The organism is Moorena sp. SIO4A5 (genome assembly GCF_010672005.1).
Classification (GTDB): Bacteria; Cyanobacteriota; Cyanobacteriia; order Cyanobacteriales; family Coleofasciculaceae; genus Moorena.
In genome coordinates this window covers 21,737-43,032 of record NZ_JAAHHZ010000039.1, presented here as the reverse complement: position 1 = coordinate 43,032, position 21,296 = coordinate 21,737, and the positions used below count along the sequence as shown (strand labels likewise).

Below are 21,296 nucleotides of genomic sequence, written 5' to 3'. Positions count from 1 at the left end.
AACGGCATCAATGGTAACACGGGATGGAGTGCGGCTGGATGCGGATATCTACCGTCCCGATAGCGCCGGTGAGTGTCCGGTGTTGCTGATGCGGCAACCCTATGGCAGAGCGATCGCATCTACGGTAGTCTATGCTCATCCCACTTGGTATGCTGCCCAGGGTTACATTGTAGTGATTCAAGATGTCAGGGGGAGGGGCACTTCAGAGGGTAAGTTTGATTTGTTTGCCCACGAAGTAGAAGATGGCTTTGATAGTGTGAACTGGGCAGCAACTTTACCCGGTAGCACTGGGGATGTGGGCATGTATGGCTTTTCCTATCAGGGGATGACTCAACTGTACGCTGCTGCCAGCTATCCCAGCGCTCTGAAAACGATCTGTCCAGCGATGATTGGCTATGATTTATATGGCGATTGGGCCTATGAGGGAGGAGCGTTTTGTTTACAAGCTAATCTGGGTTGGGGGATACAATTAGCAACAGAAACGGCACGATTGCGGTCAGATCAGCAAGCCTATCAACTGCTGTATGCAGCATCTCGGAATTTACCCCTGTATGACCCAATTCCCGCTCGCCCTCAAATTCTCCAAGACTTAGCACCAGACTCTTTTTATCACGACTGGTTAGACCATCCTCACCCAGATGAATACTGGCAAAAACTATCTCCCAAGGGAATGATGCAGGATGTAGACATGCCCATGTTACACATTGGGGGATGGTTTGACCCATTTTTGCGAGGGACACTTCATTTATATAAGGATATGGCATCTCATGGCAGTTCGCCCCAGCATCTGATCATTGGACCTTGGGCGCACCTGCCTTGGGGGCGTAAAGTGGGAGCAGTGGATTACGGTCCCCAGGCGAATAGTCCGGTTGATGCCTTGCAAGTGCGTTGGTTTGACCAGTTCCTAAAGGGAATTGATACCAACGTGGTTGAGCAACCGCCTGTTTGTCTATTTGAGATGGGAACTAATCGGTGGCGTTATTTTGATCGTTGGCCTGATGGCAATCAAAAATCTTATTATCTGGTAACTTCCGGTTTAGCCAGTGTCAGGGAAGATTCTGGAAAATTAGTCCCAGAAGAGTCTCAAGAAATGCAACAGCGATCGCAGACAGAGGGAGTATCCCAAATCCAGCATACCTGTGATCTATCCTGTGACTTATTAGTTCATGACCCTTGGCGTCCAGTTCCAGCAATGGGGGGTCATGCAGGGATGCCAGTCGGTTCATGCGATCGCACTGCCATAGATTGTCGCACAGATGTTTTAACCTACACCTCTGAACCCTTAGCAGAAGATTTACATTTGGTAGGGGATGTCGTATTTGAGGTGTTTTGCACCGCTGATACTCCGAGTTTTGATATCTGTGCAGTGTTGTCAGAAGTCCATCCCGATGGCAGGGTAACCCATGTCACTCAGGGATATAGACGGGTCAATCCTGGGGACAATACTACTAATCCGTGGCGGATTAGATTGCAGGCAACTTGTGTGCGTATTGCCAAAGGAAATCAGTTGCGCTTGAGCTTAAGTGGGGCTTGTTTTCCGGCTTATCCAGTCAATTCCGGCACCGGGGCTTTCCCTAGTGAAAGTCGATTGATGGATGCTCAGATTATTACTTTGAAGGTGAGTTGTGGAGAGGATTATCCAACTCGTGTTTTATTACCTATTTTTAGGTCTGACCAACAATGAGCGCCATTATAAGTAAGCGCTATAGCTGACAGGTCCCCAAAGCAGCAACTAACTGCTGGAAATGATCCAGTGTATGAGTTGCCATAACTGAGATCCGAATTCGACTGGTAGGCACTGTAGGAGGACGAATAGCAGGGGCAAAGATACCAGCTGCTTTCAAGGTTTCGCCAACAGTAAGAGCCTCAGTAGCACTATTTATGGAAATGCACAGGATAGGCGACTCAGAAGGCAAACAGTTGAGATTAGGCAACTGCTGAGTAATTAACTGTTTGAGAGTCTCTACATTATTCCTCAGTTGAGCGCACCGTTCTGGTTCTTGTTGGACAATTTGGATTGCTGCCAATGCTGCTGCTGTATCTGCTGGAGATAAGGCAGTGGTGTAAATCCAGCTAGGAGAACGATTTCGGAGGAAATCAATTAAAACCGCTGAACCCGCAACATACCCTCCCAAACTCCCCAAAGCTTTACTGAGGGTGCCCACTTGAATAATCGTTTCTCCAGTACAGCCAAAATGTTCGACACACCCAGCGCCTGTAGCGCCCAAAACTCCGGTAGCATGGGCTTCATCCACCAGAAGCATACAATTAAATTGGTTTGCTAACCCTAATAGCTCAGGCAAGGGGCATAAATCACCATCCATGCTAAAGACGCTATCAGTAACAATTAAGCAGCGCCGGTACTGTTGTCGGTATTCAATCAGTTTACCCTGCAAAGAAGCCATATTGCAGTGCTCATAATCGATTACCTGGGCACCGCTCAAAATTGCCCCATTTTTGAGGCTGGAGTGGTTGTATTGATCCCCTAGGATTAAATCCCGTTTCCCTACTAACGCTGCAATCGTGCCTATATTCGCTAAATACCCAGAGCTATAGACTATCGCATCTTCAGTTTGTTTGAGAGATGCGATCGCATTTTCCAATTGTCTATGCAGTTCCCGGTGTCCAGTGAGTAATCTCGAACCAGTGCTACCAGTACCATAGTCCTTAGTAGCACTAACTGCGGCTGCAATTAAGGGAGGTGAGCCCGCCAGTCCCAGATAGTCATTACTAGCAAAGTTAATCACCTCTCGCCCTTCCAGTTGCACCACAGCACCAGGCATACTTTGTACAGTTTGTACAGAACGATACCAACTGGCTTTCTCAATCGTGGCCAGGGATGGCTTTAGCCAAGCATAAGGGTCAGTAGGCATTATTTGTGCTAATCATCTTTTTTCGCCTTCACCCCAACTAACTCTGGATTACTATCCAAAGAACCGTATAGGATATTTCCCCTCTTGTTGTCTTGTTTATAGAAAACTAGTCGTTGCTCCAGTCGTTGCAGCTGCCGTTGAGCTGCTTGTGGATTCTTCGAATAATACTTCTTGAGGTCAATCTTAAAGTGGCGATTAATCTCTGACCATGGGATGTCCCAAAGTTGGTCACCACAAAGTACCTCCAATTCCCATCCTTCAATATCAGTGTCTTTGATGTCTAGCTCAACTTCCCTGGGTTCAACCTCAATCAGCTTGCACTTCTCCATTTTGTTAGGGGAGCAGCTACTGAGTAATGTTACTCCCACACTGAGCAACAAGACAATGATAAACAGTTTTTGATTAAAAAAAGATTTTTGGTAATTTTTCACGTCTGGTACTAAACTAATCACGATCCTAATGGTATTGACTCATTTATCCCCAATTAAATTATAGATTGCAGTTGGTGATGAATTGCCAGAACTGTTAACTCTCCATCCCTATCAAAAGGTAGTTGACACAATAATATTTTTTTGCTACGAAATAGTCTAAATTCACCAGGTAGAGTAGCTACGTAAGTCCTGAAAATGAACTATGTTTCAATTCTGGATTAGTCAATTACCAGATTGTATATCAAACTAGATATAGAAAATAATCACTGGTCAGTAGAAAAAATTAGATAGTTCATTCAATTGAGTGATAATGAGAGTAGCAACGAGATCCAAAAAACTAGGGATAGGAAGTAACAACTGACCAATAACCTGACCAATCACAAGGAAACATTCCTTGAAAATTACTCTTTATGAATCATGAGCAAGATAAAACTACCGTTAGCACCGCCAATCTTAGGAATTACATTAGCAATTGTCAGCTTTAGTAGCAGTATTGCCTTGCCACGTATTTCAACAGCTAATACTAACAATTCCCGGTTGGATTCAGCTCAACGTTCCCCAACAGCAGAAGTGGCTCACAACCACCGAGAGCAAGAGCTAAGGACTTCAAGAACTTCACAGCCATTACCCATCAGTCTAGCTTGGATGCCACCAGATGTACCGGAACGAGGCGTACCCGGTAAACGAAAAGCAGCCGCAAGGCGTGGGCGATGTCCACAAGTCAAAGAACCTTTGACTGCCTTGGTCCCTGCTACTACCACCATTGCCAGTGAGGGTCAAATTTCATTGACCGTAGGTCACGCTACGCGAACAGAATCGGTTTTCGGCTTAACCGTTGTTTCTCATCCCACCTTCTGGTTTTATGTTCCCTATGCCCTGACACCGGACTTGCCTTTGGAGTTTGTGCTACAAGATGAAAACCATAACGAAATCTACTGGACTAAATTTGTTGCCTCATCATCCTCACCAAGTGTAGTAGGCATCGAACTTCCATCAACAGTCGCCTCCCTTGAGGTTGGTAAACAGTATCGTTGGTACTTTGTGGTTCAATGTGAGCCACTGGGGTCTCCTGTAGTGACAGGGTGGGTAAAACGGATGTCACTCAACCCATCCCTCAAAAATCAGTTAGACCAAGGGACATTAGAACAGAAAGCGATTATCTATGCCAGATCAGGGCTGTGGTATGATACCCTTAATGCTCTAGCTAAGCTACGTCAGCAAAATTCTGACAATGACCTGCTAATCAAGGATTGGGTGAAATTATTGCAGTCTGTTGACTTAGATGCGATCGCGCTTGCACCCCTTCTGGAATTTTAAGATCAAGTCCGTCTAATTCCATTACCAGCACTCGAGTGGGTCATTTACCGTTATTGGTCATTGGTCGAGCCTGCTGTGTATTTTAAGGATGCAAGCATCCAAGCCTTATTTCAGTTCCGGATGAGTTGTACTCTCTTGAGAAACACCCATGTGATTAATAGTAGCGAGTAGCTGGTAAAGACGGCTAACATCTCGTCGATTGAAGTAGAAAACCAGACGGGGAAGTTCAGCAGTTTCATCAGGTAGTTCTTCTGGTAAAACCTGACTTTTCTCAATCCGTCCCTGAACCAAGATATCGCTAAAATCCTGATTTAGCTGTTCAACCTCAGGATCTGACAACTCAGATTTGAGGCGAATGACGAATTGATCTCTGACATAGCGGCTAGAGTGATAAACCCGGTAAAACCGATTAATTGTTTCGTAAGCCACATCTAAGTTATCTGTGATGGTATAGAGACTGGAATCCTCTGGACTGATCAAACCCCGTTGCATGAGGTGCTTTTGAATATAAGCATCCCAATCTTTCCAGTAGGTGCCACCAGGTTTATCAATCAGTACTAAAGGAGTTGGTTCTAATCGTCCTGTTTGACAAAGGGTTAAAGACTCAAAGGCTTCATCCTGAGTACCAAAGCCACCAGGAAATAAGGTAAGCGCATCCGTTTCCTTGATAAAAAATAGCTTGCGAGTGAAAAAATACTTGAACTCAATCAGCTTGGGATCCCCTGCGATAAACGAATTTGCTTCGTTTTCAAACGGTAGTTGAATATTCAGACCAAACGAATGCTTAGAGCCAGCACCTTTGTTTCCTGCCTCCATAATGCCAGGACCAGCACCAGTCATTACCATAAATCCCTGCTGGGTTAAATGATGAGCAAATTCAGCTGCCAGCTGATATTCAGGAGTATTTGGAGCAAGGCGCGATGAACCGAAAATGGTAACTTTCCGGACATGACGATAGGGATAAAAAACTTGAAATGCCCGCTCCATATCTTCTAGAGAAGCGGTGATTATTTTCCAATCTAGACGGTCAATTTCTTCCCCAGTTAGTCGCACTAGCACTGCAAGAGACCGTTTGATCAATTTACGATTTTCCAGATTAGGTAGCTGGTCAATCAGTGTTGCTAAATCGTTTGACAGTGACTTGAAGCCATCCGCAGAAGGAGATAGAGTCATATCGTATCCAGTTGACTACTTATCATTAAAGGTTTTTCATCAATTTAAAATTGAAAATTAAAAATTGTCAATAGTCAAGGAGCCATTAACAATTAACAATTAACAATTAACGATTTTCCTGAATACGAAGTGATTAAGCGGACTCAAGATTATTCCACCGACTTATCACGAACGCCTTTAAAAATCCGAGAGAGTTCGCTTTTTTCATCGACGGGAATACGAGTGGGAGAACCACTGATAATTCGTTCGTAATTGCGGAAGGAATCCTTAATTTCTGGTCCATCCTTACTAATAGTGTACTCTCTGATCCCTGTATCATGCCAAGAGCCACGCATCTTAAACACATTGATAGCACGGGACATTTCACCACGAATTTCCACATACTGTAACATTATAATTGTGTCAGTAATTGTGGAAATATGGGAATCGGTAATGGAGTCAGAGCCCAGAAATTTATCGGTGGTATTGGTAAAAAAGCCAGTTATTTCTTCTTGCTTGGCATAGCCCGTCACACCAATCACAAACTGCCGAAAGGCATTGTTGCTGACTCCCCGTGCTAAAGCAGAAAGAGAGTCGATGGCAATCCGAGAGGGCTTAAATTCAGCAATTTCTGTTTTAATCCGTTGTAAGTGGTCTTCTAAGCCCGCTGATTCTGGATAAGAACAAAGAATTTTTAATAAACCCTTTTGTTCCATTTCCTCAAAATTAATGCCCCAAGACGATGCATTACGAGATAGCTGAGCCCGAGATTCTTCATAAGCAAACAGGATGGCGCGATCACCTTGTATGCAAGCATTTTCGATAAACTTGCTCACTAACAAGGTTTTGCCAGTACCTGTGGCACCCGTTGCCAGGATAATGGAATCCTTGAAGAAACCACCACCACACATCACATCAAGAGTTTTGATTCCCGAAGACACTCTGGCCATGGAAGACCGTTGAGTCAGTCGCATTGCTCCTAAGGGGAAGATGTTGATCCCTTGATCGGTAATAGTAAAGGGGTATTCTCCTTTCATATGGGTGGTACCCCGCAGCTTGAGAATTTCTATAGTGCGGCGTCGGCGTTCCCCTTCCAGGACATTACGGACAATGACCACATTATCTGAGACAAACTCTTCCACCCCGAATCTAGCTACTGGTCCATACTCTTCAACTCGCTCTGTGGTCATAATGGTGGTTACACCAATGTTTTTCAGGCGTGCCACTAGGCGAAAAATTTCTCGCCGTACCACCGAAGCAGCATCGTACTGCTGAAAGATGGCAGTGATTGAGTCAATGGAAACTCGCTTGGCTTTGTATTTGTGAATGGCGTACTGAATACGCTCGATCAGAGCAGACAGGTCGAAGTTGCCGACAATGTCCTGTCCTTCTGGATCCGGGGAAGCATCCAGAATAAATAGCTTGCCTTCATTAACTAGTTTATTTAGCTCCCAACCAAAGCTCGATGCATTTTTGGTGATATCTGTGGGTGATTCTTCAAATGTAACAAACACACCAGCTTCATCAAAATTGCTAATGCCGTTGTAAAGAAATTGAACGGCTAATAGAGTTTTTCCCGTGCCAGACGTTCCACTGACCAGGGTGGTTCTACCAGATGGTAAACCGCCATGAGAGATCTCATCGAATCCTTCGATCATTGTCCGTATTTTCTGGACACCGACCGTTGTTACTGAGTTTTGATATTGTTCATTTTGATTCAATTGATTCATATTGGTCGTAAGTAAATGTTCTTAATCAAAAAAAAAAGTTTAGTTTAATGGTGTTGCTGACTTGCTAAATTTTCACGCTTTAATCTAAAATGGTATAATCTATTTAGAAATCCAAATCTCCTTCACGGAGTTCTTCATAGAGCAAATCTAAGCCGATCAAGACTTTTTCCCGATCCGAGAGGTCCCCAATGATTTTTCGCACAGGAGGCGGTAAAACTTTTGCCAAGGTTGGTGTTGCCAAAATTTTATCTTCCTCAGCTAGTTGGGGGCTCTTAAGAACATCAATTACTTTGAGAGCGTAAACCCCTTGGAATTCCTGTTCGAGAATAGTTTTCAGTGTTCTCAAAGCCCTGACGGAGTTGGGGGTGTTCCCAGCTACATAAAGCTTGAGAACATAGGTTTTTTTATAGGAACTCATAGGCTCGTAAGTTTAGGAGAAGATGGGTTAAAGGTCAATACAAGGGATCAAGGAACTCAAGGAAACGGTTTTTTAGGAGAGCCTCCCATCAAGCTTACTACTCAATGTTGATCCGATTCTGCTGATCTTACAGTTCTCTGGGGATGGAACGGCGATACATTTCACCTAAGTGAGCAATCACGTCGATTAACGTCAGGCGATAGTCAAGCAGTATATCCTCTCTACGGCCTTCCAGCTGCAACTGTTTGGAAAATTCATCCATCAGTTCCATATGAATTTCTACAATCTTAGATATAGAAATATCCGCAAAAAACACTTGTTCTACAAAATGATCAATGTCTTGGTTTAGGGTATCTCCCGGTGCAAAGTACTGTAGAACAATTTGACGATACTCTGATCTTAAGTGTTCTAACAGCTCATCCCTGTCGTTGAGAGATAGATTACGAAAAAAAAGCCGAGGATTTCTCTTGTAGTACACACCAAGGTATCCAAGTCTTTCCCTGAGCTTTTCAGCTAACCGATGCTGCTGCTTACTCAAGAAACTGTAATTAGCTACTGCGAGGGTAGGATAAACCGGGTCAGATGACCTGGGTAAGTTACAGGCGGGAGCCAGGGACAAAAACCCGGTGATCGCCTTTTGGATGAAATCGCCAATTTCAGGTAATTGGTGAATACTAAGTTCGACTTCTGCCGGATGGAACAGATAAGCCCTGGATCTGGTGGTGAATTTATGGGTCGTCTGGTTAGAGCCGAGCTGTTGATTTCTGTCAACCCTAGGGGGAATTTCTGGGGAGTCCGACCGCAAAAATACTGCAGGTAAGGTGGTTCCTTGCAGGTACAAGTACTGGATCACCTGGGGAAGTGTGTCGGTATCCTGCAATACCAAACAATCAAGATCCTGTTTATGTTGCTCAACCACCTCGAAAAACTCAGATTCTGAGCTAGTAGAGTGTACAATATATTGCTCGCTACCCAAAACCTGAGAAAGGGATTGAGCTAGGGCATCAGAACTGATCAGCGTACATATGGTTAGTTGGGAAAGCAACACAACAGGTCCCGAATATCAAACTGGTTACTCTTACTATATAAGAGTGCTTAAACCAGTAAGATTTTAACATTTTTTTTAACAATGGGCTTAATATAAATTAAATTAAATTGAAACAGTCTGATAATTGAAATTAATTTTGATTTCGCGCCTCACTATATCCCCAGTGTTGAGCAGTATATTGAAAAGTACTTGCTCTTCAAGCATTAGGGGATAGTCTAGCCCTGTTGGGCTTGAGTGAATTCCTTTGTTGCTACTTTAGGAGGATGTGTTGCTACTGTAGCGCTCAACCGCTGTTGAAGCTAGATTGGTTATGTCCATGCCTACTCCCAGTATCCAAAAATTTGCCCAGCTAGTTCCTGTTTGTCAAAGGACCTCTGAGTTGGCTACTCTGCTAGATATTTTTAATGGTTCAAGGCATGACTCGATTGTGGTAGTCAGCGAACACCAATATCCTGTGGGAGTAGTGAAGCTAAGGCAGATCATGCCTCACCTGCTCTCCTTAGCTAAGGTATGTAGCTCAGGAACAACAATGACAACTGGTTTTCTTCACAAACCACTATCTTGGCTAGAGCCAAACATCATTGAACCCATAACCATCCTACCAGGTAAGCTGAGTCTAAACCAATTCTGGTACTACCTACAAGACCATGGAAGTAGGGAGGGGGGGTTAGGGGAGTTGGGCAGCAACTGGGATAGAGAATTTAACCAATTCCCCATCCGAGATCAGGAACACTGGGCATTAGTAGATGGGGACCAGAAATTTATCGGACTCCTTAACAGTTGGCTGCTGTTAAAATCATTAGCATCCACATTCACCCAACAACGTTCTGAATCGATAGTAAAGCGTACTCAACCCAAGGGACTGAACCCTAATCCCCTCAGGACTCACCACCCAGACTATCGATTAACAGCCAAGAGTTCTTGGGTCAATTCCCTAGGATTATCATCTCGAATCAACTCAGGACTGAAAACTCAGGAGGAAGCCCTAACTAAAACTCCCCAGTTCAAGGGCATTAACCCATTAGTCCAACTGTTAGAACAACTGCCATTACCCCTAAGCATACAAACCTCGACGGGAAAAGTTTTAGCCGAGAATCTGACCTGGCGTGAGCAGATTGAGACATCATCCCAGGGGAATCCGGGAAATAGTAGCACCACAGGCACTAAGAATAGTACCTCTGCCCAGAAAAACCCTGGAGCTAGGGAAAAGATACCCTACCGTTCTTCTTACAATCGTCTGTTATCCAATGATGTCTCCAGGGAAGTCAGTAAGGAAGGTTTGAAGCAATCGATGGAAGAGCCCTTGACATCAGACTTCCAGTGGCGTCAGCCTGATACCCAGAATTCCCCAACCTTTCATGACCAATCTGCTCCGACCTCTCCAGGACAATGGCCATTATCTGTGGGCAATGTTTCTGACCAGGGAGACAAAACCTCTGAACAAGCTGCGCTTGGGCAATACTGTGCTCTTGATACTCCCTATCAAGCAGCAACCACTATTCACGAGCGCGTGCTGCTCTTTTCATCACCAGTCAAGAAAACCAGGGGAAACCATACCCCCTGCCAGGAAACCGCTGCGCCAACTGATCCAACTCTTTCAAACAGCCAGGAGCGGGTATTCTCGTTTGTCAAAATTCCTCTGTCACCTGCTATCGCTGCTCTTTGGGAAGGAGGACTAGAAACTGACAGTTGCGAGCCTAAGGTCGCTTTTGACTATTCGAGATCTCCAATCTCTAGGTCTGAGTCACCCAACTCTAAATTATACCTAGTCTTGGCTCAAGATACCACAGAGCAACGACTCTTTGCCCAAGAACTGGCAGCGAAAAATGCTGATTTAGTGCAACTCAACCGACTCAAAGATGAGTTTTTAGCTTGCATTAGCCACGAACTGAAAACACCTATAACTGCGATTTTGGGTTTGTCAACTTTGTTGAAAGACCAAGCCCTAGGGGAACTCAATCAACGTCAATCCCGTTATGCGCAGTTAATTTATCAGAGTGGACGTAAGCTAATGGCTGTGGTCAACGATATTCTGGATTTGACCCGTATGGAGACTGGTCAGCTGAAACTTACCGTCGAACCGGTGCAAATTCGGACTGTATGCGATCGCGCTTATGACCAAGCTCGCTCTGAGATAGACTCAAAACACTCCGAGGACAACAATCGAGATTATCCCACAAAATTCACCCTAGAGATTGAACCGGGTTTAGAAATGCTGATTGCTGACGAGTTGCGCTTACGGCAAATGTTGGTGCATCTGTTTTCTAATGCCCTTAAGTTTACCGATGGCAGTGGTGAAATTGGTCTGAAGGTCAATTGGTGGCAAGGTTGGATTGCTTTCACGGTCTGGGACACTGGCATTGGTATTCCCGCTGATAAACAGCACTTGATCTTTCAGAAATTCCAACAGCTGGAAAAGCCTCTCACTCGTAGCTTTGAGGGGACGGGTCTGGGATTAGTCTTAACACAACATCTAGCTCACTTGCATGGTGGAGATGTCTCGTTTATTTCCAAGGCAGGGGTCGGTAGTCAGTTTACCTTACTCTTCCCCCCTTGTCCTCCCCAGGCTTCCTCTGATCAATTGGACAATTGGGATGAGCAACTATCAGGGATTGCCCCGACGGCAACTTCTCACCCCCCATCTTCGACGCCCAACCGTTTAGTGTTAATTGTGGAAGCTGTACCTCGTTACCTGGAAGGATTGACGGAACAGCTCAAGAGTTTAGGCTATTGGGTAGTGGTTGCCCGCTCTGGTACGGAAGCAATCGAAAAAGCCCGTCGTTTACAACCCTATGCTATCTTACTCAATCCCCTACTACCAAAACTTTCTGGTTGGGATGTCCTAACACTGCTAAAGTCCGATGCCCAAACTAATCACATTCCGGTTTTGGTAACAGCAACCCAGGCTGAAAAACAGCAGGCAACCCACAACAAAGCTGATGGTTTCTTAAGTTTGCCGGTACAAGAGGAAGCATTACGAGAAAACCTTTCTCGTCTGGCTAAAGACGAGAGTAATACCAGTAGTGTGCTAACGATTCTCTATCTCAATCCTGGTGATGGACGAAAAGGCTATTCTGTAGAATCTTACCAGAACCCTGACTCGTCTGAACTGACTTATGAGTTAACTTCACTATTGAGTCTAGAACACTTAGACCTCAATTATCGGGTACTCGAAGCCGATGATTTCGATCAAGCTGAGTTATTGAGCCGGGTTTGGAATCCAGATGTGATTGTATTAAATGGTGCTCGACTGATAGACCCTTTCATCTACTTGAATCAGTTTTCATCATATCCTGGCTTGAGTAGTTTACCACTAGTAACCCTGGATCACCAAACTACAGAAGCAGCTAATCAAGTAACTGGTCTTTCGGTCTATCCCTGTTTAGCACCAAATAATCAACAAAAGATGGCTGCCATACTGCAAGTCATTCAAGTGGCAGCTGGAATCAGTTGCAAGCCTACCATTTTAGTGATGGACACGGGGGAGCAGAGGACAAAGTTTAGGGGTAATCCGTTACAGGTTAACAGATTGAACGTTGAATCGTCTGACTTATCCTACGGGTTGTCAATGGCTGGAAAATCATCAACATCTTGGCTACAGGCACTGATTCAATACTTACAAACTGCTGGTTATTGCAGCTTACTCGCCTGTTCTTGGGCAGAAGTATACCGTCAAATTCAGGGAAAAAGTGTGGACTTGCTGCTGATTCGATTAACAGATCTCACTAATCCTTCAGAACATTCAAAAGGATTGATAACTCTTGCTCAATTGCCAGAGCAACCACCCATTCTGGTTTTGGATCATCGATTAGACCCTAAGCAGCACGATCCAGTAATCCAGAGTAGTAACAGTAGTAACTTGAATTCTCAGTTGGAGTTGCTGCTTGAGAAAATTGCTACTCAGATTGTACACTGGAATTCTCAGTCAATGACCCAGTTATTGAAACAGATTAAGCAGGTCATGAACCCAACCCTTTAAAGGAGTGGGATGCAAGTCGGTCATATTATCTGACACCGTGATTATCCATCCAGTCTTGGAGACACTTGTTGCGAACAAAGCCAGCCGTGGGGATCATCTAGTCAATTATGGCAAACTGTTTTGTTAACCTCCCTCTTTTGCATTCAAGTACAAACAAAAGCAATTCCTAACTATCTGATCATGATAGTTTACCATAAGGATGCCCTGCGCCCAATGTGTTGGTTGGTCGCAATTCATCCCACCGCAAATCAACGATTATGGCGTGAGCCTTCTTTCGAAATTAAAGCTAATATGGATAAGACAGCTCCTATCCACCCAAAGTTATTTGGATTTTGATCACGTTTCCCTTAGCATTTATAGTTAATCACAGTTAATATTTGTTGCTAATTAATACCGTAATCGTTAATTAGTTTTATTATTGTTAATTAATTTTTTGTAAAACTAATTAACAATAATAAAACTAAAAATTGCAACGGCAAACCAAAAAACTATAAACGGTTGAAAAAAGGATGATTAAAAAGTAATACTTTTTACAAAAATAAGTGCAAATATCTAATATGGCTTATGGTTAATGAATAGAGCGATCGCTCTATCATCTGAGTTGCTCGAAAGTATTTACTTTAATTAATTGAAATAGTTTCAAATAGTAAGTAAGAGTAAGTAAGTTTTTTAAAGGAGGTAGACCATGAAACGTCTTGTGGTATGTTGTGATGGAACATGGCAAGATTTATCAAGTACTTACCCAACCAATGTGGTTAAGATTGCTCAGGCAGTTAAACCACTGGGTAGTGACGGAATTCTACAAATCGTATTCTACGATGAGGGAATTGGCACAGAAGACTCTCTGAAGAGCAAGCTTTTCGGTGGCGCTTTTGGAAGAGGGATTGATAGCAATATCCAGGATGCTTATCGCTTTCTTTGCTTGAACTACGTCCCTGGTGACGAAATCTACCTGTTCGGTTTCAGTCGTGGGGCTTACACCGTGCGCAGTCTCGCTGGAATGATTTATAACTCAGGCTTGCTATCCCGTTCCGAGATCCGTAAAGCTCCGGAAGCCTACGAACTGTACCGCTCTCGGGATATCAAGCCCAATCACCAACAAATGGTAGCATTCCGCGAAAAATACGGAGAACGTGTTCCCATTACCTTGCTTGGCTGCTGGGATACCGTTGGTTCCCTTGGTATCCCTAATTTATCCCCCTTTTTGCGGTTTGACAAAAAGGTCAACGAAAAGTATAGATTCCACGATACCTCTTTGAGTCCGATTATTAAGCATGGGTTGCACGCTGTATCCATTGATGAGCAGCGCAAAGTGTTTGACGTGACTCCAATGGACAAAAGCGACCTTAAGGTTCTTGAAGTATGGTTTCCAGGGGTTCACGGCTCCGTCGGTGGTGGCTCCCAGGAGCAGAGCGGCTTGTCCGACTGCGCACTGCAGTGGATGATGGACTCAATCGCCAAGATCGGTCTTGGTCTTGAGTTTGACCCAAGCGCAATTCCTACTGGTATCAACATTGACTATGAAATTGATTTCAACAATGATCTGGGTCTATTTAAGTTCACACGGCGCAAGCAAAGAGAGATTATTTCTGATAACTTTAATGACCTTCACGAGAGTGTAAGAGAACGCTGGCTGAGGCGGCCAGATTATCGACCGAGCAATCTGCCTAAAAAGCACGTCTCCAGACTCAATCAACTATTAGAACAGAAGCAACAGAAGTAAAATAATGATGTCAATTTTGGTTGACTAGTCAACAGCTAATAATTAGTAATTTGTTATTTGAATAAAATTGTGAATTATGAAGCATGAAGCATGAAGTATGAAGTATGAATTATGAAGTGTGACAACTTAATTTTCAATTTTTAATTTTATAGTTATCAACAAAAATTTGTTTTGAAACCCGAATCAGTTTATAGGGACCAAGACTAGCTAAGGTAGTATATTGGTCAGGTTTTAGCTTGGCTTTCTTTAGCCTTTTATTCCTAGCTAACATCAAAACTGAGGGAGGTGAAGGCTGAGTCACTGCTATTTCTTTCATGTAATTTCGTGCTTTTTTGCCTTTGCTCATGTAGGTGACGGGTTGCTGGGTGTAAAAAACCACACTGGGTTTTTTGAAACCAATCATAATCAATTCTTCTGAGGATTGCTTTTCTTGAACAGCAATGGCAGATAATTGCCGTAGGGGTAATTGACGCACTTGATCCACTAATAAGAAAGTCGGGGTCAACACGAAAATAAGAAAGGCTAAAAATCCCACTAGGTTGACTATCCATACCCCAAACAACCAACGTCGCCACAGCAATAGTGCTGCTACAATAGCAGTTAAACTCCAAATAATACCTCCCCTCACCATTAAGCCCGATTCTTGCAACTGCTCCGGTAAGTTGGGTGCTGCAGGTCCACTACCGATATATTCCGGAGCCAAGAAAATGGCGGTGGCAAGGGCAATTAACAACAAGAGGTTAAATAGGCTACTGAGTAGCATGGATGGGGAAAGGGGCAGAGGGCTAGACCAGGAAAGGTTACTAGTATGGGTGAGTTGGTCACTCCACAATAAAGCCAAAAGAATGGCGGCAGCTGGAATTAGGGGTAGGACATAGCTGGGTAGTTTAGTGGCAGCAATGGTAAAAAAGCCGAAAATCCCTACAAACCAGAACAGAGCAAATAAACCCAAATGAGTAGAACGGGGTGAGTTACGCCACCGCACCCGCCGCCAAAATTTTAGTCGTGCGATCGCAAACGGCAAGTAGCTCGACCAAGGGGCAAAAGCTACTAGTACTACTGGAAAATAAAAATACCAAGGCGCAGCGTGGCGGTTAACGATGCGAGTAAAGCGTTGAATATTGTGATAGCCAAAAAACGAGTCGATATAGCCTTGCCCATTGGCTAGGGTTACTAATACATACCAAGGCAGTGTCAGAGCCAAAATAATCACAATGCCTCTAAATAAGCACATTTCCTGCAATACTTCCCTGCCATTGCCCAGGTAAAGCAGAAAACCACCAATAATTAGTGTGGGTAGAACGATACCAACTGGTCCTTTGGTAAGGATAGCTAGAGCAATGAGCACATAACAGGCTAGGTACCAACCGCAAGGGTGTTTGTGAGGGGGTGAGGGGCTTTTAGCAACAGTTGTTTCGCTGCTTCCGAGCTCCTGTGCTGCTGTGCTCCTCTGGTTTCCATGGGCATACCCTAGAAAAAAGCTTAGTAATGCACCCCCTACACAGGCGCTGAGTAGCATATCTGAGACACCGGTTCTTGCCCAGATAATGGTTTGAAGATTCACTGCCATCAGGGTCGAACCAATCCAGGCACAGATCCACAACTGCCGCTGGAGATAGGAAGGGTTGATTTGGCTATCCCTGTGCTGACTAGAATCTAGATCAGGGGTAAAGCCAGCAGGACGGGAAATCCCATAATATCGTAGGGTGTAAAAGCCTAATCCAGTTAATGCGATCGCACTCAGGGCTGACGGCAGTCTTACTGCCCATTCATTCACCCCAATCAACCGGTAACCAATTGCCATCAACCAGTAGATTAGGGGTGGTTTATCAAAGCGAGTCTCACCATTGAAATAAGGGGTAATCCAGTCACCTGTAACCGTCATCTGGCGAGCGGCCTCAGCAAACAAGGGTTCAGTTTCATCTACTAAACCGATGTTGCCCAAATTCCACAAAAAAGCTAGCCAGCTGATCAGGAGTAACCACAGAATAGAAAGTGTCCATAGGGTGGTGGGATGCTGTTGCCAAGATTGCCACCAATTTTTAAACCTATTAGTTAATTTAAACTTCATCAATGGGCTAGGGGGTGATTGAGGTCTAGCAGGCTATCATGAGTCCAAAAGGGATAGCATGGTCTACAGGTGTGTTATTCTTGTTTCATTGAGTGTAGTAGATGCAGAATACCCGTCTTAATAATTTAGTTGATTTTTTATCGACGCGGCTGGGGCTATGGTTTGCTAATCCCTGGCGACGCCTGTCCATGATCCTGATTAGCTTTCTGTGTGGCTTCTTGGTAGGACAAGGCCTGTGTACTACAGCAGGAACTGGCCAGGAATTGATACTATCTGGGATGTTGATTATTTTTACAGAACCACTTAGCTGGTTGATTTATAGCGGTAAATTTCCAAAAGGTAAATCAAATCAAACCGTTGACCGGGTTTCATGGTTGGCAGATCTAGTCAATGCTTTTAAGATTGGTCTGGTATACAGTATGTATTTAGAAGCCTTCAAGCTTGGCTCTTGAAATAGTAATCAGTTATTAATCAGTTAGTAATCACTGCTGAGTCCTCAGAAGCGATATTTCCCATGCAACTACTGACCGACAAACGATAAATGAAAAGAGACACCAAGAGCGTTGGTCCAATTCTAGAGCAGTGGGTATCAGGACAAAAACCAAATCCCCTTGAATGTCAGCAACTGTTGGCTGAGGAACTGGCTGATCACCAAAAGGCAAAGGCGTTTGGCATCACAGAGGATAATGGTGAACAGGTAATCCAAGCGCGATCGCATTTGTTTGAGATAGTCTACCCAGATATTCTCGCTCTACCGTATTTTGAAACTACTCCTGAAACACAGCAAAAGACTCTCTTATCCCTTTGGAACCTCTGGCTTCCTTTAGCCATGGCGTTGGTATCCTGTCGTAAACAGCTGGGACGTCCTTTGATTCAAGGCATATTAGGAGGGCAGGGCACTGGGAAAACGACTCTAGCGGCAGTCTTAAGTGTGATTATCCACAAATTAGGCGAACGCACTCTCACCCTGTCTATCGATGACCTCTACAAAACCTACAAGGAGCGACAACAGCTTCAAGAACAAGACCCCAGGCTGATCTGGCGTGGTCCCCCTGGCACTCATGATGTTGAGCTGGGTTTACAGCTATTAGACCAATTACGATCCCCTTCCCCTACCGCAGAAATCCTCGTGCCTCGGTTTGATAAGTCAGCTTTTGGGGGGGCTGGAGACCGAATCACTCCAGAGGTGGTCGAAAGTATTGATATTGTATTGTTTGAAGGGTGGTTTGTTGGGGTTCGACCCATTGAGCCAGAGGTGTTTGATGGCTCCCTTCCAGAACCGATTCAGACCCTGGAAGACCGAGAGTTTGCTCGGGATATGAATCAGCAACTGAGGCTTTATGTACCGCTGTGGGAACGATTAGACCGATTGATGGTACTCTACCCTACTGACTACCGCCTCAGTCAGCAATGGCGACTACAGGCAGAGAAACAGATGATTGCTCAGGGGAAGTCCGGGATGGGAGATGCACAAATTAGAGATTTTGTCAACTATTTTTGGAAAGCTCTCCATCCAGAATTATTCATTACACCCCTGACTAGAAACCCAAATCTAGTAGACTTGGTGGTTGAAATTAATCCTGACCACACACCTGGTGTGATTTATTCACCAGGGTATACTGGTTAGCATGGATCCAACAAGCGGGTGATCGGACTCGAACCGACGACGTTCAGCTTGGGAAGCTGACATTCTACCACTGAATTACACCCGCAATCCTTTAATTATTTTTTTAACTATTATTTAACTAGTATTGGTATTATACCACTTCTTAATTGGGTCAAGGACTTGACTCGATTGAGAATTGGTAGATCAAGTCCGCAAAAATACTCATTATAAAAAAGATTGATAGGGAGATGGGGAAGATTTTTATTAAGGTTAATTACCTGGACATGATCTGATCGGGGCTTTCAGCTTGGGTTTTTGGTAAGCTGAAGACAAATATTAGCGTTCCCCATTGCTGCTGATATAGCGTCCAAGGATTACCCAGTTTAGATCTCAGAGTTTAGATCTAAGGCGTTAACCCTAAGGGAGCTATACAAAAGGTTAAACTACCAAAAATTGAATTCTACCAAACTAGTAAAACTAAGCCAGTGTCATGGGAATACTGGACTTTGTCTTAGCATTTAAGTCAATCAAAAATCATGTTTAACACCACTGAAATTCTAATTAACGCCTTTGTTATAAGACTCCGGGAAGGCTACCGCCGAACTTACGGGGGACTCAAACCTGACAACGAAGATATAATTGCTTGGGCTGGCAGCATGGCCATGGAAAATATTGCCAACAGTGATGCCCTCTATCACAATGTGGAACACTCCATCCTAGTTACCCTCGTCGGACAAGAGATTTTGCGAGGCAAACATATCCGTGAAGGTGGTGTAACTCCTCATGATTGGTTACACTTTATCATTTCTTTGGCATGTCATGATATTGGCTATGTTAAAGGAGTATGTCGCCAAGACCGAGAAAATGAACGACTCTACGCTACTGGTCAAAATGGGGAGATGGTTCATTTACGCCAAGGGTCTACCGATGCTGCTCTGACTCCTTATCATGTCGATCGGGCAAAATTATTTATTGATGAGCGCTTTGGTGGTCACAACCTGATTGATGCCGAGTTTATCAAGCGCAACATTGAACTGACTCGTTTCCCTGTGCCGAAGCAAGGGGATCATCAAGATACAGGTAACTATCCTGGATTAATTCGCGCCTCTGACTTGATTGGTCAACTGAGTGACCCACGCTATCTCAAAAAAACTAGTGCTTTGTTCTACGAGTTTGAAGAAACTGGATTTAACAAAGCCATTGGCTACCGCCATCCTGGAGATCTGCGGGAAGGCTACTCTAAGTTTTACTGGAATGGGGTATATCCTTATATTCAGGATGCCTTGCGTTACCTATCCTTAACTCAGGAAGGTAAACAAATTACGGCTAATCTCTTCTCCAATGTGTTTGTGGTTGAACACTCAGAAAATCAAAATGGAATGGTGAAAATGACACAAAAGGTTAATGTATAGCAGTTACCAATCTGTTGAGGTACTTTAATCCCGGGTTTTAGGGAACAGGTAATAGGGAATAGGGAATAGGGAATAGGGAATAGGGAATAGGGAAAAAATCCTGTGTACCTCATTAATATGATAAGCGCTATATAACCAGAAGCTATTAAAGGTGAAGGCTTAAGGGTGAACGGTGTTGGGTCAAGGGTGTTGGCTCAAGGATGGTTGCACCAGATTTCGATACCATCTTATTAGTATGGGGTATGGGTAAAACATAGCTAATCCAAGACACGCCCATACTAATAAGACCCATACTAATAAGACCCATACTAAGTAAACGCGAGGTGCTTTTCGCCCTTCCGGAGTCAGAATCCTAGTCAGAATCCTATGAACTGGTGGCAAAAACTTACCAAGAACCCTCTCGCCCGTTTTGGGGCATTGCTATTATTGACGTTTTATCTAATTGTCATTGCAGCAGATGTTGTTGCTCCCTATGATCCTTATGTGTCTCAGCCAGATGGTTCCCTGCTACCACCTACCAAGATCTACTGGCGTAACCAGCAAACCAAAAAGTTTATTGGTCCCCATGTCTATCCCACAACCCAAGGACCAACGGATTTAGAGACAGGCGATCGCAAACTGATTGTAGACTGGCAAAAGCCTTCGCCAGTGGGTCTATTTGTTCCAGTTCCGGAGTATAAGTTGTTTAGAGTGATTCCCTTCAACCGTCACCTGTTCGGTACAGTGGGTGAGGGTAAGATTAATCTATTAGGTACCGATGAGCAAGCTCGTGATCAGTTTAGTCGCTTGGTGTATGGGGGTCGGATTAGTCTTAGTATTGGTCTAGTCGGAATTGCGATCTCCTTTCCCCTTGGTCTAATCATTGGGGGAATTTCTGGCTATTTCGGCGGCTGGGTAGATGGGATCATCATGCGTCTGGTAGAAGTTTTGATGACTATTCCTGGTATTTACCTACTCGTCGCCTTAGCTGCTGTGCTACCACCTGGTCTAACTAGTGCCCAACGGTTTTTGTTAATTGTTTTGATTACCTCGTTTATTAGCTGGTCTGGCTTAGCACGAGTGATCCGAGGACAGGTGTTATCGATTAAGGAGCGGGAATTTGTCCAAGCTGCCAAAACTATGGGGGCGAATCCCTTTTATATCATTGTACGGCACGTTCTGCCCCAGACAGCTTCCTATGTGATTATATCAGCAACCTTGGCAGTTCCTGGTTTCATTGTGGCCGAGTCGGTGCTGAGTTTAATTGGGTTGGGAATTCAGCAACCGGACCCGTCCTGGGGAAATTTGTTGTCTTTGGCAACCAATGCCTCAATCATCGTGCTACAGCCTTGGTTGATTTGGCCCCCAGCACTGCTGATTATTCTGACGGTGTTGGCGTTTAATTTACTTGGGGATGGGTTGCGGGATGCTCTCGATCCTAGAAGTTTACAGCGCTAGCTATTTTAATACTCAAGGGGGAAGGATGGGTCGAGTTTGGAAAAAGCCTTTTTTTCTGGGTTCAATCATCAGCCTTGCTCTCCTTGAGCGCTAGCCCTT

General features: G+C 44.3%; 16 protein-coding genes and 1 tRNA gene. 8 read left to right on the top strand and 9 right to left on the bottom strand.

Going from position 1 to position 21,296, the window contains the following annotated elements; all coding sequences use genetic code 11:
* The first annotated feature begins 10 nt into the window (after positions 1–10).
* A complete protein-coding gene (locus F6K57_RS14225) occupies positions 11–1,684 on the top strand; it encodes a CocE/NonD family hydrolase (RefSeq protein ID WP_293068606.1) in 1,674 nt (557 codons plus the stop codon).
* A gap of 19 nt (positions 1,685–1,703) precedes the next feature.
* Here the strand turns inward: F6K57_RS14225 and bioF are convergent, their stop codons facing one another.
* Both bioF and F6K57_RS14215 read right to left on the bottom strand, forming a co-directional pair.
* Positions 1,704–2,873, bottom strand: a complete 1,170-nt coding sequence (gene bioF / locus F6K57_RS14220; protein ID WP_293068563.1) for an 8-amino-7-oxononanoate synthase — start codon at positions 2,871–2,873, stop codon at positions 1,704–1,706.
* 8 nt (positions 2,874–2,881) lie between these two features.
* A complete protein-coding gene (locus F6K57_RS14215; protein ID WP_293020574.1) occupies positions 2,882–3,325 on the bottom strand; it encodes a hypothetical protein in 444 nt (147 codons plus the stop codon).
* A gap of 396 nt (positions 3,326–3,721) precedes the next feature.
* Here F6K57_RS14215 and F6K57_RS14210 point away from each other — a divergent pair, with 396 nt between their 5' ends.
* Positions 3,722–4,621, top strand: coding sequence for a DUF928 domain-containing protein (locus F6K57_RS14210; protein ID WP_293058143.1), 900 nt, complete (start codon positions 3,722–3,724; stop codon positions 4,619–4,621).
* 105 nt (positions 4,622–4,726) lie between these two features.
* Here the strand turns inward: F6K57_RS14210 and F6K57_RS14205 are convergent, their stop codons facing one another.
* The 4 genes from F6K57_RS14205 to F6K57_RS14190 all read right to left on the bottom strand — a co-directional run bounded on the left by F6K57_RS14205 (position 4,727) and on the right by F6K57_RS14190 (position 8,969).
* Positions 4,727–5,794, bottom strand: a complete 1,068-nt coding sequence (locus F6K57_RS14205; RefSeq protein ID WP_293068558.1) for an LOG family protein — start codon at positions 5,792–5,794, stop codon at positions 4,727–4,729.
* A gap of 149 nt (positions 5,795–5,943) precedes the next feature.
* Positions 5,944–7,503 (bottom strand): circadian clock protein KaiC, encoded by a 1,560-nt coding sequence (gene kaiC / locus F6K57_RS14200; protein ID WP_143727893.1) that lies wholly within the window; start codon positions 7,501–7,503, stop codon positions 5,944–5,946.
* 103 nt (positions 7,504–7,606) lie between these two features.
* Positions 7,607–7,921, bottom strand: coding sequence for a circadian clock protein KaiB (gene kaiB, locus F6K57_RS14195; RefSeq protein WP_008182352.1), 315 nt, complete (start codon positions 7,919–7,921; stop codon positions 7,607–7,609).
* Between the two features lie 127 nt (positions 7,922–8,048).
* Positions 8,049–8,969: a circadian clock protein KaiA gene (locus F6K57_RS14190; protein WP_081431403.1), complete on the bottom strand. Its 921-nt coding sequence runs from the start codon at positions 8,967–8,969 to the stop codon at positions 8,049–8,051.
* A gap of 316 nt (positions 8,970–9,285) precedes the next feature.
* Here F6K57_RS14190 and F6K57_RS14185 point away from each other — a divergent pair, with 316 nt between their 5' ends.
* Positions 9,286–12,948 (top strand): ATP-binding protein, encoded by a 3,663-nt coding sequence (locus tag F6K57_RS14185; protein WP_293068553.1) that lies wholly within the window; start codon positions 9,286–9,288, stop codon positions 12,946–12,948.
* Between the two features lie 685 nt (positions 12,949–13,633).
* Entirely contained in the window at positions 13,634–14,671 is a 1,038-nt protein-coding gene (locus tag F6K57_RS14180) for a DUF2235 domain-containing protein (protein WP_293068550.1), read from the top strand.
* A 133-nt stretch (positions 14,672–14,804) separates the two neighbouring features.
* On the opposite strand, the gene F6K57_RS14175 is transcribed toward F6K57_RS14180, so the two are convergent.
* Positions 14,805–16,742, bottom strand: a complete 1,938-nt coding sequence (locus tag F6K57_RS14175; protein WP_293068603.1) for a glycosyltransferase family 39 protein — start codon at positions 16,740–16,742, stop codon at positions 14,805–14,807.
* Positions 16,743–16,843: 101 nt separating this feature from the next.
* On the opposite strand from F6K57_RS14175, the gene F6K57_RS14170 reads away from it, so the two are divergent.
* Both F6K57_RS14170 and F6K57_RS14165 read left to right on the top strand, forming a co-directional pair.
* Positions 16,844–17,194 (top strand): DUF565 domain-containing protein, encoded by a 351-nt coding sequence (locus F6K57_RS14170; RefSeq protein ID WP_293020591.1) that lies wholly within the window; start codon positions 16,844–16,846, stop codon positions 17,192–17,194.
* An 89-nt stretch (positions 17,195–17,283) separates the two neighbouring features.
* On the top strand, positions 17,284–18,369 hold the full coding sequence (locus F6K57_RS14165) for a glycerate kinase (RefSeq protein WP_293068547.1): 1,086 nt from the start codon (positions 17,284–17,286) through the stop codon (positions 18,367–18,369).
* Between the two features lie 13 nt (positions 18,370–18,382).
* Here the strand turns inward: F6K57_RS14165 and F6K57_RS14160 are convergent.
* Positions 18,383–18,454 (bottom strand) — tRNA-Gly (locus tag F6K57_RS14160).
* Between the two features lie 430 nt (positions 18,455–18,884).
* On the opposite strand from F6K57_RS14160, the gene F6K57_RS14155 reads away from it, so the two are divergent.
* Positions 18,885–19,760: an Npun_R2479 family HD domain-containing metalloprotein gene (locus tag F6K57_RS14155; RefSeq protein WP_293020595.1), complete on the top strand. Its 876-nt coding sequence runs from the start codon at positions 18,885–18,887 to the stop codon at positions 19,758–19,760.
* On the opposite strand, the gene F6K57_RS14150 is transcribed toward F6K57_RS14155, so the two are convergent.
* Positions 19,718–19,873, bottom strand: a complete 156-nt coding sequence (locus tag F6K57_RS14150; RefSeq protein ID WP_293068544.1) for a hypothetical protein — start codon at positions 19,871–19,873, stop codon at positions 19,718–19,720. The two genes, F6K57_RS14155 and F6K57_RS14150, sit on opposite strands and share 43 nt — an antisense overlap.
* Before the next feature lie 253 nt (positions 19,874–20,126).
* Here F6K57_RS14150 and F6K57_RS14145 point away from each other — a divergent pair, with 253 nt between their 5' ends.
* Positions 20,127–21,197 carry an ABC transporter permease gene (locus F6K57_RS14145; RefSeq protein ID WP_293020597.1) on the top strand — a complete coding sequence of 357 codons (1,071 nt, stop codon included), beginning with the start codon at positions 20,127–20,129 and terminating at the stop codon, positions 21,195–21,197.
* Positions 21,198–21,296: the final 99 nt, after the last annotated feature.